This window comes from Geomesophilobacter sediminis (assembly GCF_016458275.1).
GTDB classification, from domain to species: domain Bacteria; phylum Desulfobacterota; class Desulfuromonadia; order Geobacterales; family Geobacteraceae; genus Geomesophilobacter; species Geomesophilobacter sediminis.
The window spans coordinates 288,171-303,019 of record NZ_JAEMHM010000002.1 but is presented as its reverse complement, the minus strand read 5'-3'; the positions used below and the strand labels follow the sequence as shown (position 1 = coordinate 303,019).

13 protein-coding genes are annotated in these 14,849 nt (G+C 62.4%); all 13 read right to left on the bottom strand.

Features of this window, described 5'->3' with window-relative positions; genetic code table 11:
- Nucleotides 1–3: 3 nt before the first annotated feature.
- From JFN93_RS25895 to JFN93_RS03000, 13 genes are read right to left on the bottom strand one after another with little or no spacing between them, the layout of a single operon-like run.
- Nucleotides 4–1,251, bottom strand: coding sequence for an O-antigen ligase family protein (locus JFN93_RS25895; protein WP_199382518.1), 1,248 nt, complete (start codon nucleotides 1,249–1,251; stop codon nucleotides 4–6).
- A gap of 8 nt (nucleotides 1,252–1,259) precedes the next feature.
- On the bottom strand, nucleotides 1,260–2,243 hold the full coding sequence (locus JFN93_RS03055; protein WP_199382517.1) for a polysaccharide deacetylase family protein: 984 nt from the start codon (nucleotides 2,241–2,243) through the stop codon (nucleotides 1,260–1,262).
- Nucleotides 2,236–3,453, bottom strand: coding sequence for a glycosyltransferase (locus tag JFN93_RS03050; protein WP_199382516.1), 1,218 nt, complete (start codon nucleotides 3,451–3,453; stop codon nucleotides 2,236–2,238). Before JFN93_RS03050 ends, JFN93_RS03055 begins: the two co-directional genes overlap by 8 nt.
- Nucleotides 3,386–4,843, bottom strand: a complete 1,458-nt coding sequence (locus JFN93_RS03045) for a gluconokinase (RefSeq protein WP_199382515.1) — start codon at nucleotides 4,841–4,843, stop codon at nucleotides 3,386–3,388. Before JFN93_RS03045 ends, JFN93_RS03050 begins: the two co-directional genes overlap by 68 nt.
- Nucleotides 4,840–5,754 carry a phosphogluconate dehydrogenase (NAD(+)-dependent, decarboxylating) gene (gene gnd / locus JFN93_RS03040; RefSeq protein ID WP_199382514.1) on the bottom strand — a complete coding sequence of 305 codons (915 nt, stop codon included), beginning with the start codon at nucleotides 5,752–5,754 and terminating at the stop codon, nucleotides 4,840–4,842. Before gnd ends, JFN93_RS03045 begins: the two co-directional genes overlap by 4 nt.
- Before the next feature lie 50 nt (nucleotides 5,755–5,804).
- Nucleotides 5,805–6,512 (bottom strand): acyltransferase, encoded by a 708-nt coding sequence (locus tag JFN93_RS03035; protein WP_199382513.1) that lies wholly within the window; start codon nucleotides 6,510–6,512, stop codon nucleotides 5,805–5,807.
- Nucleotides 6,513–6,554: 42 nt separating this feature from the next.
- Entirely contained in the window at nucleotides 6,555–7,661 is a 1,107-nt protein-coding gene (locus tag JFN93_RS03030) for a glycosyltransferase (RefSeq protein WP_199382512.1), read from the bottom strand.
- Nucleotides 7,658–8,809 (bottom strand): glycosyltransferase, encoded by a 1,152-nt coding sequence (locus JFN93_RS25890; RefSeq protein WP_199382511.1) that lies wholly within the window; start codon nucleotides 8,807–8,809, stop codon nucleotides 7,658–7,660. The genes JFN93_RS03030 and JFN93_RS25890 overlap by 4 nt, the downstream gene beginning before the upstream one ends.
- A 36-nt stretch (nucleotides 8,810–8,845) precedes the next feature.
- A complete protein-coding gene (locus JFN93_RS03020) occupies nucleotides 8,846–9,988 on the bottom strand; it encodes a glycosyltransferase family 2 protein (RefSeq protein WP_199382510.1) in 1,143 nt (380 codons plus the stop codon).
- 29 nt (nucleotides 9,989–10,017) lie between these two features.
- Nucleotides 10,018–11,271 (bottom strand): TIGR03016 family PEP-CTERM system-associated outer membrane protein, encoded by a 1,254-nt coding sequence (locus tag JFN93_RS03015; RefSeq protein ID WP_199382509.1) that lies wholly within the window; start codon nucleotides 11,269–11,271, stop codon nucleotides 10,018–10,020.
- Nucleotides 11,268–12,359, bottom strand: a complete 1,092-nt coding sequence (locus tag JFN93_RS03010) for an XrtA/PEP-CTERM system-associated ATPase (RefSeq protein WP_199382508.1) — start codon at nucleotides 12,357–12,359, stop codon at nucleotides 11,268–11,270. The genes JFN93_RS03015 and JFN93_RS03010 overlap by 4 nt, the downstream gene beginning before the upstream one ends.
- A gap of 41 nt (nucleotides 12,360–12,400) precedes the next feature.
- Entirely contained in the window at nucleotides 12,401–13,249 is an 849-nt protein-coding gene (locus JFN93_RS03005) for an XrtA-associated tyrosine autokinase (protein ID WP_199382507.1), read from the bottom strand.
- Between the two features lie 30 nt (nucleotides 13,250–13,279).
- A complete protein-coding gene (locus tag JFN93_RS03000; RefSeq protein ID WP_199382506.1) occupies nucleotides 13,280–14,785 on the bottom strand; it encodes an XrtA system polysaccharide chain length determinant in 1,506 nt (501 codons plus the stop codon).
- Between the last annotated feature and the right edge of the window lie 64 nt (nucleotides 14,786–14,849).

Sequence of the window (14,849 nt, the reverse complement as noted above, 5' to 3'; positions counted from 1 at the left end):
TCCCTACCACACCTGTATGAGAAAGAGTTTCCAAATAAACAAGGCGCCGACGGTGAGGCCAGCCACGCGCCGATTCCAAAGGTCGCAGGTGAACCTGCCGTCGCCGATCCGAGGATCCCGGGAGGCGATCCGGCAAACAGCACTACTCAAGGCAACGACGGTCAAAAAGACGATGTCATAGGTCCGGGTGGAGAAAATCGAGGCCACCGCGAAACCGCCGAAAAAGGAGATGATCCCCAGGACATACGGTTTGAGCCGCTCAAACTCCTCCGACTTCAGAAGCGCGGCCGCGTTGAAGACGGAGTAAAAGAGGGTGCCCAAAAACGCGTACAGCCCGAGGATCCCGAGTTCGGAACCAGCCCGAACGTACGAGTTGTGAGTGTCGCGCTTGTGGTATTCGCGGAACTGCCCCTTTCCTACCCCTAAAAGTGGATGGGAGGTCAGAAGCTCCATCCCCCGGTCCCACGCCTCGACCCTCCCCATCGACGACTCGTCATTTCGATAGTCGCTGGTCTGCACCGAGAATGCCGCCAAGACCCCAACCAGGCCGATATATGCGGTCATCTTTTTTAGGCGCGGGTTCGTCACCCAAAAGTACAGGAAGGCGGTCAGACTGAACACGAGCGCAAGCTGCCCCCCCCGCGATCCGGTGAGGACGATGCAGTAGACGGCAATGGCGAGCATGACGAGGCTCGCCGCCTTCTGCAGCCCCCCACCCCGCAGGAGCATCCCGACGGAGAAGGGGACCACGAGCACTACGGAGTAGGCAAGGTCATTGGGGTTATCGAAGTTGCCGACGCCACGGATCTGCCAGATTCCCTTGTCGGCAGCAAACTGCATTCCGGTGCCGACGATGTCGTAGCCGTAGTACTGCAGGACCCCCATGCCGGCTACGGCGGTCATGAGGAGCATGATGATCCAGGTAATGCTGCGAAACCGCTCCTCCGTGTCGACGATGGTGACGATGAAGAGGTAAATCAGCACAAGCTTTGAGGTATCGCTGAAGGTGGTGACGACAAGCTCCGTCCACAGGGTCGGGACCGTCGAAATAACCATCAGGGTCATCAGCATGAAACAGTATTTGTCCTGAGCGGTCTTGAAAGGAGCCTTCTCCACGCCGCTCAGCAGCCAGGCCACGAGGACCAAACCCATCGTCACGAAGACCAGGGGCTGCCCCATCAATCCATAGACGAAGTCCTGGGGGCGGATGATCATCAGGAAAACGAACAGTATGAGTCCCGAGTAGAGCACGGCGATCCCTATTTCAACCGGTTAAGCGACTGCTGCAACAGCCGGACGGCGGTGGAGCCGAGGGTGGACTTGAGAGGTTCGGCGATTCCCGCTCCCAGGTCGGTGGGGAGCCTTTCCGGCAGTTCCGAGAAGTGCACGGTACGGAACTTGTCGCCATGGGCAGTCAGGAACCGGCAGAGCTTTTGGAAGCGGTCGATCACCAGCGGATTGGGGACCGCGGGCCTGCGGTTGCGCCGGATCAATTCGAAGCTGTGGGAGACGATGACAATGCAGTGGCATCCGCGACGCCACGCCTCCATTAAAAGCCCTTCCATCTCTGCGGCCGAGCAGGCGCAAAGCTGCATGTGCCGGTAGTGTCCGGGGTAGTCCGAGAAAAACGATATCGGCACCTCGCGCACCCCGAAAAGGTCCTCCGGCTGGAGCAGCCATTTTTCCGTCTCGATGCCGCACTGCGTCCCCAGAAAGGGGTAGTTGTAACTGCTGTCAAAGACGATGCCCAAGTCGTGGAGGGCGCGGATCGTATCGTTGTCAGCGCCGTAGTTGCCGGCACGGAAGGCGTTCGGCGAGGTGACCCCGCAGCGCCCGAGGTTTTCCAGCGCGACACGCAGCAGCACCTCCTGCTCCTCACGGGGAAACTGCCACAGGAACTTTCCCTTACCGGCGATCTCCGGGGCGGAACCATGCTCCACCCATTCCGGGTGCAGGTGCAACTGCACTTCCTGCCCCGCTTCGATGATCTGGCGGCAGGTTTGCTGCAGGTGCTCGATCCCGGTCACGCTGGCAAAAAGGCTCTCCACGAAGAAAACCGCCTTGAGACCGTGTTCCCGGAAGGTGTCGAGTTGATAGCCGATGCCGAAATCGCCACTTGCCGTCGTCCCCTGGATGTCACGTGCGTAATCGTCGCACAGCCGATCCTCCCGCCAGGACGGCGAATGCGGCCATAATTCCGTGTCAATCGTAAACAGCACATTCAGCGTATGTTGATTACTCATCAGATAAGTCGGTACCTCTAAGATCCAGCATTTGTGAGCGAGATCCGGCGACGTTGGCGAACTCTCGGTAGCACCGGGTATACCCGGCAATCATGGTTTCGATCGTGAACGAGCTCCTGACCGTACCAATCGCTTCGGCGGAAAGGGAGCGGTACCGATCCCGATCGTTCAGCACCGACTCGACGGCCTCGACGAAGCCGTCGGCGTTGTTGACGTCGAACAGGATCCCGTTGACGCCGGATCGGACGATCTCGGGGCACCCACCGACGTTCGAGGAGATGACCGGTATCCCCATGCTCATCGCCTCGAGGATTACCGTGGGAAAGCCCTCCGAGATCGAGGTGAGCACCATGATGTCGATCGCCTGCAGGTAGGTCGCAACGTCCTTCGTGTAGCCGGTGAAGAGGACCCGCTCCTCCATGCCGAGGCTTCTCACCTTCTCCTTGGCATGGTCGAGAAGCGCCCCCCCACCGACGCAAAGGAGCTTCACAGCGTCGTGTCGTCGGGACAGCCGGTGGAACGAATCGATCAGAAAATCGGGGTTTTTCTCTCTCCTGAGGTTGGCAACGATCCCCAGCAGGGTGCAAGGGCCGGGCACCCCCAACTCCTCTCGCACGCGATTTTTCACCGCGAGGTCCAAGGAGAACTTCTGAACGTCTACGCCGTTGTAGACAACATGGATTCTTCCCGGGTCGATGTAGGAGTCGATCTGTTTCTTCGAGTAGTCCGAATTGCAGATGAAATAGTCGGTGAACCGGAAGAGCGCCTTGACCGCTGCGTGCTTGAATGCACCGAGCATCTGCAGGGAGTTCACGTGGTTGTACACGGTCGGGGTCTTCACACCGTGCAGTTTCAGATACCCCGCAATGATCAGCCCTTTCAGGTCGAAGATGTTGATGACGTCAGCCGACACGGCTTTACAGTAGTCGGCTACCTGCCGAAGCTTCCCCGGCTCCAGCCATGGTCTGTCGATGTGAATGACGGTGACCGGCACCCCGCACTGCCGAAACTCCTCCAGCATGGAAACCTGGCTGCTGGTAACCAGGACATGCATTCGGATGTCCCGGGGAAGGTGGCGGGCGAAGCTCAAAAGCCTCATCTCCGGGCCGCCGCGTTCCAGATCGTAAATGATGAAGACGACGTTAAGCACGCAGACCCTCCCGGCGGGGCTTCCCGCGCCGTGCGCCGAGGTGATCGAGCCAGTCGGCATACTTCTGCCCGTACCCTCCCCGCGGACGCGTCATGGGAAGTGAAGGGAGCGCCCCCCTGGTTCCCAGAGATACGACCGACCCCCGCAGCGGCGCCAGCCGGTCCGGTGCGGCCAGCACGGGGACCCCCATGAGTTCAGCGACGATCTCCCGTACCAACGTAAGATCGGTGAGGCTCCCGGAAAGGGCCACCCCTTCCAGCGGCCGCCCGCCGGCAAGCCGGTCGACCAGGTGAACCGCATGGAACACCACACCTTCCACGACGGCCCGCATCAGCTGGATCGCGGGGTGCCCGGGGCCAACGCCGAGGAATCCGGAGGGGGGGGAGGCACCGTCCTCCAGGTGACGCTCAGCGAAAAGGTAGGGGAAAAAAAGGAGTGACCCGTCGAAGGGGCACTCCCTCAGCAGCACGTCAAGCGTAGGCCAGTCCGCCGTCAGGCGAAACAGGCTCAGATACCAGTCGACCACGTTCCCGCCGTTGTTGGAGGCGATCCCGGAAATGAACCGATCCCGGTCCAGAAGGTAGGTCCAGACCGCGGGATCGTTCCCTGCGGAGTCGACCGACGCAGGGAGCCGGACGGCGCAACTCGTGCCAAGGGTAAGGCTCGCGATGCTGCTGCGATAGCCGGCACTCCCCAAGTGGGCCATCGGACCATCCCCCCCGCCGACTACCCAAGCCGCACCCCAAGGGAGCCGGGCGGCGGTCCGCGGGCCGACGGCGGGCACCGGCAGCCGGTATTCGACGGGGACCGGTTCGGGAAGCCTTTCGATCGGCATCCCCAGCGCGGCGAGGATGTCACCGTCCCAGGAATGAGTCTTGAGGTTGAAAAGCCCCGAGGCCGAGGCGAGAGCGTAGTCTTCCACGCAAAGGCCGAATAACCGGTGGAAGATGAAGGACTTGACGGAGAGCGCCTTGGCGAAGCGGCCAAACAGATCGGGCTGCCGGTCCCGGTACCACAGGAGCCGGGCCAGCGGGTACGTGGGCGCCAGCGGACAGCCGGTTTTGCGGTGCCACTGCTGCCGTTGGAACTGCAGGCGCAAGGAGGCGCACTGGTCGGTCGCGCGCGTGTCCGCCCAAATCGAGAGCGGGGTGAGAGGAACGCCGTCGTCTCCTACGAGCACGAGGCTATGGAGCACCGAGTCGACGACGACCGTGGCGATGGCGTCGTCGCAACCGGCTCCGGCCCGCTCCACGACGTCGATGAAGGCCCCCAGGATCTCCTCCGGGTCCTGCTCGGCGAACCCGCTCCCCCCCGCGCAGGAGTAGCTGTAGAACGCCTCAACCGAGCGCAACACCTCCCCCTGATCGTTGAACAGGGCAGCCCGGCAACCACTGGTCCCGATATCAACCGCGAGGACCAGATCTTTTTGGTCAAACGTGAGTGGGGTCATGAACCGAAACTATGGCCTCCGAACACATTGCGGATCGCCGCAATGATCTTGCCTGAGAAGTCCGGCACCTCCTGCGAGCGAAGGCGTTGGTCGAGCGAGGCGGTCAGGACCGGGACGGGGGTCTGGTGGGCCTTGGCTATCTCCTGGGCCCAGCGTCCGGTCTCCCCTCCGCCGACCTTCCCAGGCACCTCGACCTCCCGCAGCAGCTTGAGCGCCTCCACGGTGTCGTTCAGAAGCCGCGAGGTAATGATGCTGCCGTGTCCCCAAACCTCGCACAGGCGGACCAAGTCGATGGCGTCCCCCTTCTCGTCGGCGACGGCCTGGATCGTGGCCAGCCCCTCGGCGATGGCCTGCAGAAAACCGTACTCGATCCCGTTGTGGATCGTCTTCACCAAATGCCCCCACCCGGAAGGGCCGACGTACAGGTACCCCTTCTCGCAGGCGATGTCCCGGAAGAGGTGCTCCGCCTGCTCGAAGAGCCGCCGTTCCCCACCTATGGTCAGGCAGGCGCCGTGGCGGGCACCGCTCATCCCCCCGCTCATGCCGACGTCCAGGAAGCCGACCCCTTTTTCCGAAAGGGAGGCTCCCCGACGCAGCGAGTCCCCGTAGTGGGAGTTCCCCGCATCAATCACCACGTCGCCGGCGGCCAGCAGGGGGAGCAACTCGGCCAGGACCGCGTCCACCGGCGCACCGGCAGGGACCATCAAGATGATGTGCCGCGGGGATGCGAGCCGCGCGCAGAGGTCGTCCAGGGAGCCCACGGCCTCCATCCCGCCCGTTGCCAGCCGGTTGCGGTTCGCCGCGTCCAGGTCATACCCGACCACCCGATGACCGTGGTCCCGGAGGTTTTCGCAAAGCGGCCATCCCATGCGACCGAGCCCAACGACGCCTATCGCATCTTCTTGCTTCATAGCAACTTCTCCAGTGATGGTGGCCGGTGCATTTTGTTGGGGCCCGTGCATCAGGCGCTGTGGTCTAACATCAGCGGGAAAACCCGTGCCGGATTTCCTACCGCGATGCTGTTGGGCGGCACCTTCGAAGTCACCACGCTCCCGGTCGCGACGATCGAGCCGTCGCCGATGATCACCCCTTTGAGGATGACGCTATTGGCGCCGATCCAGACGTTGTCCCCGATGGTGATCGGCCGACTGCTTTCGGGAGGCGCCGGAAGATGACGTTTGGCAGGATCGGAGGGGTGCCCGTCGTAGCTCAGGATGGTGACCCGGTTCGCGATCAGGACGTTCTTCCCGATGGTGACGTCGCGTCCCACGGAGATCGACAGTTGGTAGCCAAGGTGGGTGTTGTCCCCGACAATCAGCTTCGGCTCGTCGAAGACCTTTGCGCCGCTGAAGGTGGCAACCCCGTGGATGGTCACGTTGTCACCGATGATGAACCGGAGGTTGCCCTGGATCGCGGGAATCCCAAGCATCAGGCGGAGGTTCTTCCCCACTTGGACGCAGCGGGACTTGAACATGGGGGTGTAGTAGAAAAACTGCTTGCACCAGTGCCAAAGGGACCGACGCGTCGCCCTTTCAGCATAGAGAAACCGGTACAACGGCTTGAACGCCGGCATATTTAGCGAATTGACCCTCTTTCCGCAGCGATAGAGGAAATCGTAAAAAGGTGTTTCGCGCCGCCTGATCTTGGTGGCGAGGTCAGTAAACGACATCAGCATCCTCACAATAATGAGCACGGGTCCGTGCGGCTTTCCTCATAACTGGGCGTACACCGCGGTCATCTGCTCGGCGCGCCGGTAGGGGTCGAATTCCTCGAGAACCCGCTTTTTCCCGGCCTGCCCGTACTCGGCGCAGAGCCTGGGGTCGGCGAGCACGGCAAGGATCGCCTCGGCAAGCCGGCGCGGGTCCCGCGCCGGGACCAGCCGGCCGGTGACGCCGTCGACAACCACCTCGGGAACACCACCCACCCGGGAAGCGACGACCGGCTTGCCAAACATCATCGCCTCGAGCGCCACGTTCGGCATCCCCTCGCTGAAGGAAGGGAGGACGACGAGGTCAGCGGCATCATAGTAGGGGGCAACGTCGGACTGAAAGCCGGTGAAGACCAGCGCATCCTCCACCCCGAGCTCCCGGGCCCGCGCCTGAAGAAGCTCTTTGTCCTGGCCGTCGCCGATCAGCAGCCCCTTGACGTTTTTCAGCCGCTCCCTCACCAGGGCCAACGCTTCGATGAACACCAGCTGCCCCTTTTCGGGGCTGAAACGGCCGACCACCGCCACGGCAAGGTCGTCGGTGCCGAGGCCCCAGGCGGAGCGAATATCGGTCGAGGGGGACCGGGGGGGAGGCGGTTCGATCGCATTTTTAATGGTGCGGACGCGGTTGCTGTCGACGAGCTTCGGGTCGAGCTTGCTCTTCAGCTGGTCCGAGACCACCACGACCCGGTCGGCGAAGCGCAGCAGGGCCTTCTCCAGCCGGTTGTACAGCTTGATTTTCCAGTTCTCGGCGGTGTCGCCGTGAACGTAGGCGACCCAGGGGAGGCCGGTGAGCCGCTTCAAAAAGAAGAAGACCAGGTGCGCCTTGTACCCGTGCGACTGCAGGATCTCGATCCGGTGCTTCTTGATCACCGCGTGCGCCTTGGGGATGGTGCTGAGGTCGAAAGGACCTCTCTGGGTGATCGCCTCGAACTTCACCGCGCTCTGCCGCACCGCCTCCCCGAAGGGCCACCGCGCGATGCCGACTCGGGGAAAGCCCAAGAGCACCGGGTCGCAAAGCTCCATCCCCCCACAGCGCAAAAACTGGAGCAGTCCCTTCCCCGGCCCACCGATCTGCAGGGTATCGATGGCGATCAGGACCCGTCTCCTCACCGGTCCCCCCCGAAAGCCCCCTCGATGGCGGCGCTGAAGGTCTCGGCGATCGCCTCCCAGGAGTAGCCGCGGGCGACGGCGCGCCGTGCCGGACCCGTCTCGGTCCCCTCGGCGAGCGCCGCTTCGACCTGGGCAATGAAGGCCTCCGCCCCGTGGGCGATCCGTACCTTATCGGCGAATTTCCGAACCTCGGGGAGATCGGTGGAGACGACCGGGAGGCCACAGGCGAGGTACTCCAGGAGTTTCAAGGGGTTCACGCTCACGGTGAGGTCGTTCACCAGGAAAGGGATGATCCCCACCTGGAACTGGACCGCGTAGCGAGGGAGCTCCTGGTAGGGAACCTTTCCCAAAAAGTGTACGTTGTCCATCCCGTCGAAGCGGGAGACGTCGGTGTCGCAGGGGCCAATGAAGACGAGCGACCACTCCGGACGCGCCTTTGCCATCCGGTGCAAAAGGTCCAGGTCCAGCCAGGGGCTGATCGCCCCGAAGAAACCGATGATCGGCGGGCGGATCCCCTGGAGGGCTCCGTTGCTCGTCGCCTCGGCGAAATGTTCCACATCCACCCCGTGGGGAATCACGATGGCCCGCTTCCCCGCGCGGCTCTTGATGCGGGCAAGCTCGTCCGAGGTCACGATGAAGACATCGGCATCGTCGATCATCTGATCTTCCAGGCGCCGCATGAGTTCACCGTCGATGCCGGGCCAGTTGACGAAGTCGTCCACGCAATAGTAGACGGCAGCCTGGTCCCGGAACGACTTCAGGTAGCCGGCGGTAATCGGGAGGGTGGAGACGACGATGGGGTCATCGAGGTCCCCTTTGGCGGTTCGCTTGCGGAGGGCGCGCAGTACGAGCCTTCGGTTGAGCGCCCGGATCAGGCCGAACTGGCTGTAGGGGATGGTGAGAGGAGAGATCGACCGGGGACGGCCGGGGTCGCCCTCTCCGGCTCGGCCAGCCGGGGCGAGCATCACCCGGAGTTTCTCAACCGCTCGTTTGAGGTCGTACCAGCTCAGCGTGGGATTGCGCATCCCCGTCGGAGTGACCCAGGTCACGTTGTTGTGGGGAACGAAATACTTCATGATGTGCTGGCAACTGAAGGGGTGCCGCCCCCACTCATCGGAGAAAACCAGTATGTTGCGACCCTTGATCACATATCCACCTTGTACCCGCGGCAGAGCCGCCGTGTATTACTCCCCCGGCTTGACATAGGCCGGTTTCCAGACCGAGGCGGACTGCCCCCGGGCCCAGCGCCAAAATCCGGCCACCGCCACCAGGTTCATCACCAGGAAGAAGTAGCAGAGGTTCACGATACGATTGCTTCTCGTGGCGGGCCAGGCCCCCCCGAGCGCGGCCAGGAGATAGAAACCAAGCTGCAGCCAGGTGGCAACCTGATAAAAGAAGCCGGGGAGGTGCGCCCCGCTCGCCAGCAGGAGAATAAGCGCGACGGGAACGACCAGCCGGAGCACCTTGTGGGAGAGGAACCTCCAGAAGCAGGGATTCTCGCCGGGGCTCAGCAGCCCCGGGATGAAGCCGATCAACTGCCAGTTCCCGGCCAGGGTCCGCACCTTGCGAACCCACTCCTGAGAAATTTCCTGCGAAACCTGGTCGCGCGCCCGTGCCGCAGGCTCGAATACCACCCGGTACCCCTGGAGCACTACCGACATCGGGGTGAAGACGTCATCGAGGAGAGTCCCGTGGGGGAGGTCCCGGAACAGAGATCTGCGGACCGCAAAGATGGCCCCGGTCGCCCCGATTACCGAACCGGTGTCGCTTTCCCGTTTCCGGATCCACTTCTCGTAGCTCCAGTAGGCCCCCATCTCGACCTGGATGCCGGAGCTCCCCTTTTTGAGCAGCAGGAGCTCCCCGCTGACGCAGCCGACCCGGGGATCGGCAAAGTTGGCTCCGAGCTCCCGGACCACCTCGGGATCGAAGCTCTGCCGGGCGTCGCAGAACAGGAGCACTTCCCCACGAGCCCGGGCCACCCCCGCATTCAGGGCGACCGCCTTGCCGGAGCGTTCGGTCAACTCGACGACCGTCACCCCTCTTCCGGCAAAGCCGCGGGCCAGCTCAGCGGTCCGGTCCTTGGAGCCATCGGAGACCACGATGACCTCGAGCTTCTCCTTGGGGTACTCCTGGGCGAGCAGGTTCTCGAGACGACGGACGATGTTGCCTTCCTCGTTGCAGGCGGCAAATACTACCGACACCGTCGGCTGGTAGGCTCCCTTGGCCACCGGATGGGACCGGAACCGCGCTAAAAGCGCCAGGCACAGCGGATAGCCGAGATACGTATAGACCACCAGGAACAAGCTCAGCCAGAAAATTGCTGCCATGCGATGTCCTTTCCTTCCCCAGCCGGAGGTTAGAAGACCTTCCGGATTTCCGCCACGACGCGATTGATATCCTTGGCCCCACTATCGCTTTTCAGCTCGTAGCGGTAGGTGATCCAGCTGTAGGTCAGGGCAAGGGTGACGTCTCGGTTGCAGATGTAGGAGACGAGGGCCGTGGCGTCGAGGTGGTAGGGGTAGTCTTCCGGCGTCTTGCGGCTCAGCCGATCCCCCAGGACATTCAGCGAGGCGTTGAACTTGGAGGTGAAATCGTAGCGCGCGTTCGCCCCGACCGAGAGCTGGCGCCGGTCCAGGGTCCCGGTTGCACTCAGCACGTACTCGGTGTAGGTGCTCATGACCCCCAAAGCCCCCCGGTCCAACGGAAAGTCCAGTTTGCCGCTGTAGCTCTTCTGCTCGGTAGCCAAGATGAGCGGGTCATCGGTGTACTGCACCCTGGTCTCCAAGGTGGTGACGACGTGGGGAAGGCCCCAGGTGAGTCCGGCGTTCCAGAACGGTTCCGACAGGTTTTTCCCCGGGAAGGCGAACCAGCTGTTCCCAGCGGAGCCGAAAAGAAATGAGCCCTCCCCAAGCTGGTACTTCCCCCCCGCGGAGACATCGTGCCGATCGTAACTTCCTTGGGTGGAGCGGACGTGGTTGTAGCTGTAACCTGCGATCAGGGAGAGGCGCTGCGTCAGCTGGTGGTTGTAGTCGGCGAAGGCGATCTGTGACACCCGGTCCACGGCATCAGCGGACCAGTAGCGGGTGTCCAGGTAGCGATAGCCGGTCTTCAGTGACCCACCGGTCCCGACCTTCCAGATGAAATAGGGGGAGACGATCGCCGCGTTCTGGTCAGTTTGGCTGGCGAAGGAGCTCTCGAGGGTCCGGTCCCGGGTGACGTCAAGCGAGACCCGGGTGAGGTTCTCGCTGAAATCAACGTAAAAGAAATTCTCCGCTCCAACGACCTGGCCGGTCAGTGTCACGGCGTGATTGTACTCGTCGGAGCGGCTGCCCCGGGCATAGTTGCGGTAGTCGAAGGTATAGCCGCCCTCACTGGCAAGGTAGGGGTTGCGGAAACGGAAAGCCGCCCCGGGCTGGATCCGGGTGATAAAATCGGTGCGCCTGTTAACCGAGTCCTCAAACAGGTTGTCGTTGTACTCTTCGCTGGCGGTCACCTTGGGATGCCACTCGAAATCGGCAGCAAAGAGTGGGAAAGCCCGAAAAACAACGGAGCCAAGCGCGGTCAGCAACGCCGCCAGTCGCCACCATTGCTGTCTCTTGAAAGCGTTCATTTCCCGGCGGAACCGGCGCCGGTAAAGCGGCGCAGAAAACTCGGCGCCCCGCCGGAACGCCCCTCGTCAATGGCAAGCGAGAGCCGCTCAAGGGCCGCCCCAACCGAGACCATGCTCCGCTTGAGCTCAGCCACCTGGCTTTCGCTCCGGGTCACGTGGGCGTGGAACTCCTCCTCGATTCGGGCCACGCTTTGGCGAATCTCAGCGACACCGTCGGACTCCCCGGCGACGCCCCCCCCCGGCCCTGCCAGCGGTTCAGCGGAGGTGGTTCCCCAAAAGTGGTTCTCGAAGTCGAGGTCCCCGATCACCTCATGCACCATTTCGTCAGACACGGTCTGGACCTCCTCCGCGAAGGCCGACAGCATCAGGAAATCGCAGATGATGTTCACCAGGCGCGGGATGCCCCGACTGTAGCGGTAGATGACCTCGAGGGTTCCCTGGGAAAACGACAGCGCTTCCCGGTTTCCCGCCACCTCCATCCGGTGCACGATGTACTCCCGAACCTCCTCGGCGGTGAGCGCCTTCAGGTGGCAGTTAATGCTGATCCTCTGGCGCAGTTGCAAAAGTTCCGGGGCGGCCAAGGTTTCCCGCAGTTCAGGCTGCCCGACGAGGACGATCTGTAGCAGCTTGCTCTGGGCACTCTCGAGATTGGAGAGCATCCGCACCTCCTCCAGGACCTCGGCAGAGAGATTCTGCGCCTCGTCGATGATCAGCGTAGGGCGGGTCCCCAAGGCATACTGCTCCAAAAGGAAGTCGTTCAACTCCCGCATGAGACAGATCCGGTCCTTCCCCGCGACGTCCAGGCCGAAGTCCTCGTTGATCAAAGCGATGAGCTGGTCCGAACTGACCCTGGTGTTGAAGATCTTGGCCACCACCATCCGCTCGTACTTTTTGTTCAACAGGTCCCGGATCAGGGTGGTCTTCCCGGAGCCGACATCGCCGGTAAGGAGGATAAACCCGGCGCGTTCCTGGATCCCGTAGTCGAGATAGGTGATCGCCTTGCGGTGCGACCGGGAGAGGAAGATGAACTCCGGGTCCGGCACCAGCTCGAAAGGCTTTTTGCGCAGATGAAAAAACGATTCGTACATCAAAACCCCTTACACCGCCCGCGCGCATCCGGGCGCGGACGTTACTGCCGTGCCTTGGCCTTTTCCGGCCCCGATTCACGGTAGTAATAGTAGGTATGGTCACTCTCGCCCAACGTGGCAGCGTTGTAGACGATCCCCAGGAGGGGGCAACCCTTGAGCGACTCGATCCCCTCCCGGATGTTCGCCTGGGAGGCGAGCCGCTCCATCACGACGAAGAGGACCCCGTCCACGAGGTTTGCCAGGGAACGGGTCTCGGCGAACGGGAGCAGAGGCGGCGTGTCGAAGATGATGAACCGATCCGGGTACCGGTTTTTCATCTCCTCTACCAGTCCCCGCATCTTTTGGGACGAGAAGAGCTCGGCCGGGTTCTCCACCGGGCGCCCGGCCCGCATGATCGACAATTTGCCGATGCCGGTGGCAACCAGGGTCTCCGGGATGTCCGCCTCGCCGAGCAGCACGTCGCCCAGCCCGGGCCCCTCTTCAACGTCGAGGTACCGGTGCAGGGAGGGGCGGCGCAGATCGCCGTCGATCAGCAACACGGTGTAGTCGAGTTCCTGGGCCAGGCTGATGGCGAGGTTGAGCGCGGTAAGGCTCTTCCCCTCGTTGGGGACCGCGCTGGTAACCATGAGAGTGTTGCGGAACTTCTCCCCCTTGGTCAGCTTCACCAGGGTTCCCTTCAGTTTGCGGTACTCTTCGGCCGCGGGGGAGCGCGGGTCGAGAAGGTTTACCAGGAAAGGATGGGACGGGGTGAGGGTCCGCTCGGGGGGGGTGAAGACCGGCGGCGCCGCCGGCGCTTCACGCTCAGCGGGCGGTGGGACGGCCGGAACCGCATCGACATCCTGCTCCCTGAGGCGGGCAGCCTTCTCCATTGCCTTTTCGATTCTGCTCATCGATTACTCCTGAAAGAAGCACCCGCCGCCTTAGCGGTGCAGGTGCCCCTTAACGTCCTGCACGATGGCGGAAGGGGAAATACTTTCCACCATCCGGTCCACGTAGGGAAGCCCCAGCAGCTCCAGGGCGGGGAAGACGAGCAGGAGCAGAAAGTAGACCGCCGCCCCCGCGAAGATCCGGCGCGACCTCTTCTGCTGGATGGCAACGAGCTTCGGATCGAGCAGCATCGGGATGACGGCCAATACCGGCACTCCAAACCCCTTGGCGGATTCGACCCCCTTGATCGAGGGGTCGGCCTGATCCAGGAGCACGAGAAGCGCAAAGGCACCGGCTAAGCCACCGACGATCCCGAGGGCCATCAGCCGGAGCCGGTTCGGGCTTGCCGGCTTGATCGGCAGCACCGCCGGGTCGACGACCCGGAAGGTCGTCGATTTGTCCTGCACCTCCATCTGTTTGGAGACCTCGGACTGGCTCTGTCGGGTGAAGAGCTGGTCGTAGATGTTCTTCTGGTTCTTCTGCTCCAGCTCCAACTTTTCCAGACCGGCCTTGGCGGTCGGGATGGTTTCGAGGAGCTTTTTGTTGGTCGCGATGTAGCGGTGCAGCCCCTCCTCGGTCACCTTGATGGCCCCGATCTCAGACTCGATCTTCGCCACCTCCTGCGGATCGAGCGCCTGCACCTCGGCCCCGCGGCGCTGTTTGAGCTGCTCCTTGACGGTCTCGATGTCGTTTTTGACGTTCACTACATCCGGGTAACTGTCGGTATAGGAAACCCTGAGCTCCTCCAGGTGCTTCTGGAGCTGGGCGAGCTTTACCTGGAGCGGGTCGTTGGCCCGGCGGGTCGCCCCCCGCATACCTTCCAGTTGCCGGCGTCTGAGTTCGAGGTCGTAGAGCTTCTGCTGGGCGGTGTTGATCTCCTGAAAGAGCTTCCCTTCGTCGATCGAGATCACCCCCCCCTTCTCCCGCTTATAGGCGTTGACCTCGCTCTCAGCCTTCTCGAGCTTCTTGTTGAAGGTGTCGATCTGCTCGGTAAGGAACTTCGTGGCGTCGTAGGACTCCCCGCGCTTGGACGACATGTTCTCCTCGATGTAGAGGCGAACCAGGGTATTGACGAAGTCCCGGGCGACGCGGGGGTTCTTGTCGGTGAAGGAGATGGTGAAGAGATTCTTGTCCTTCACCTTGACCTTGGTGTTCATCTGCAGCGTCTTGATCAGTTCCTCGTGCTCGGTATCGTTCTTCGCGAGGTTCATGTCCAAGGAGTCCACCACCTTGGTAAGGAGGGTCCGGCTGGTGATGGCGTAGGTGAGGACGTTGATGGTGTCCTCCATGGAAGGGGTGACGGTGATCCCCTTCACCAGCTCGCTGATCACGTTCTTCTCGATGAAGACGGTGCTCGTCGATTCGTATTTCTTCGGCAGCAGGTAGCTCGTGACGAATACGGCCGTCGTCAACAAAAGCGCCACCACGACGAACAGTTCCTTGCGTCTCACCACCAACTGCAGGTACTTCTTCAGATCGGTATTTACGGACTGCTGCATGGACACCTCATAATCGACCGGCATCGGCCGAAGCCGTGCCCGATCGCCACCGGAAACCGCGGAT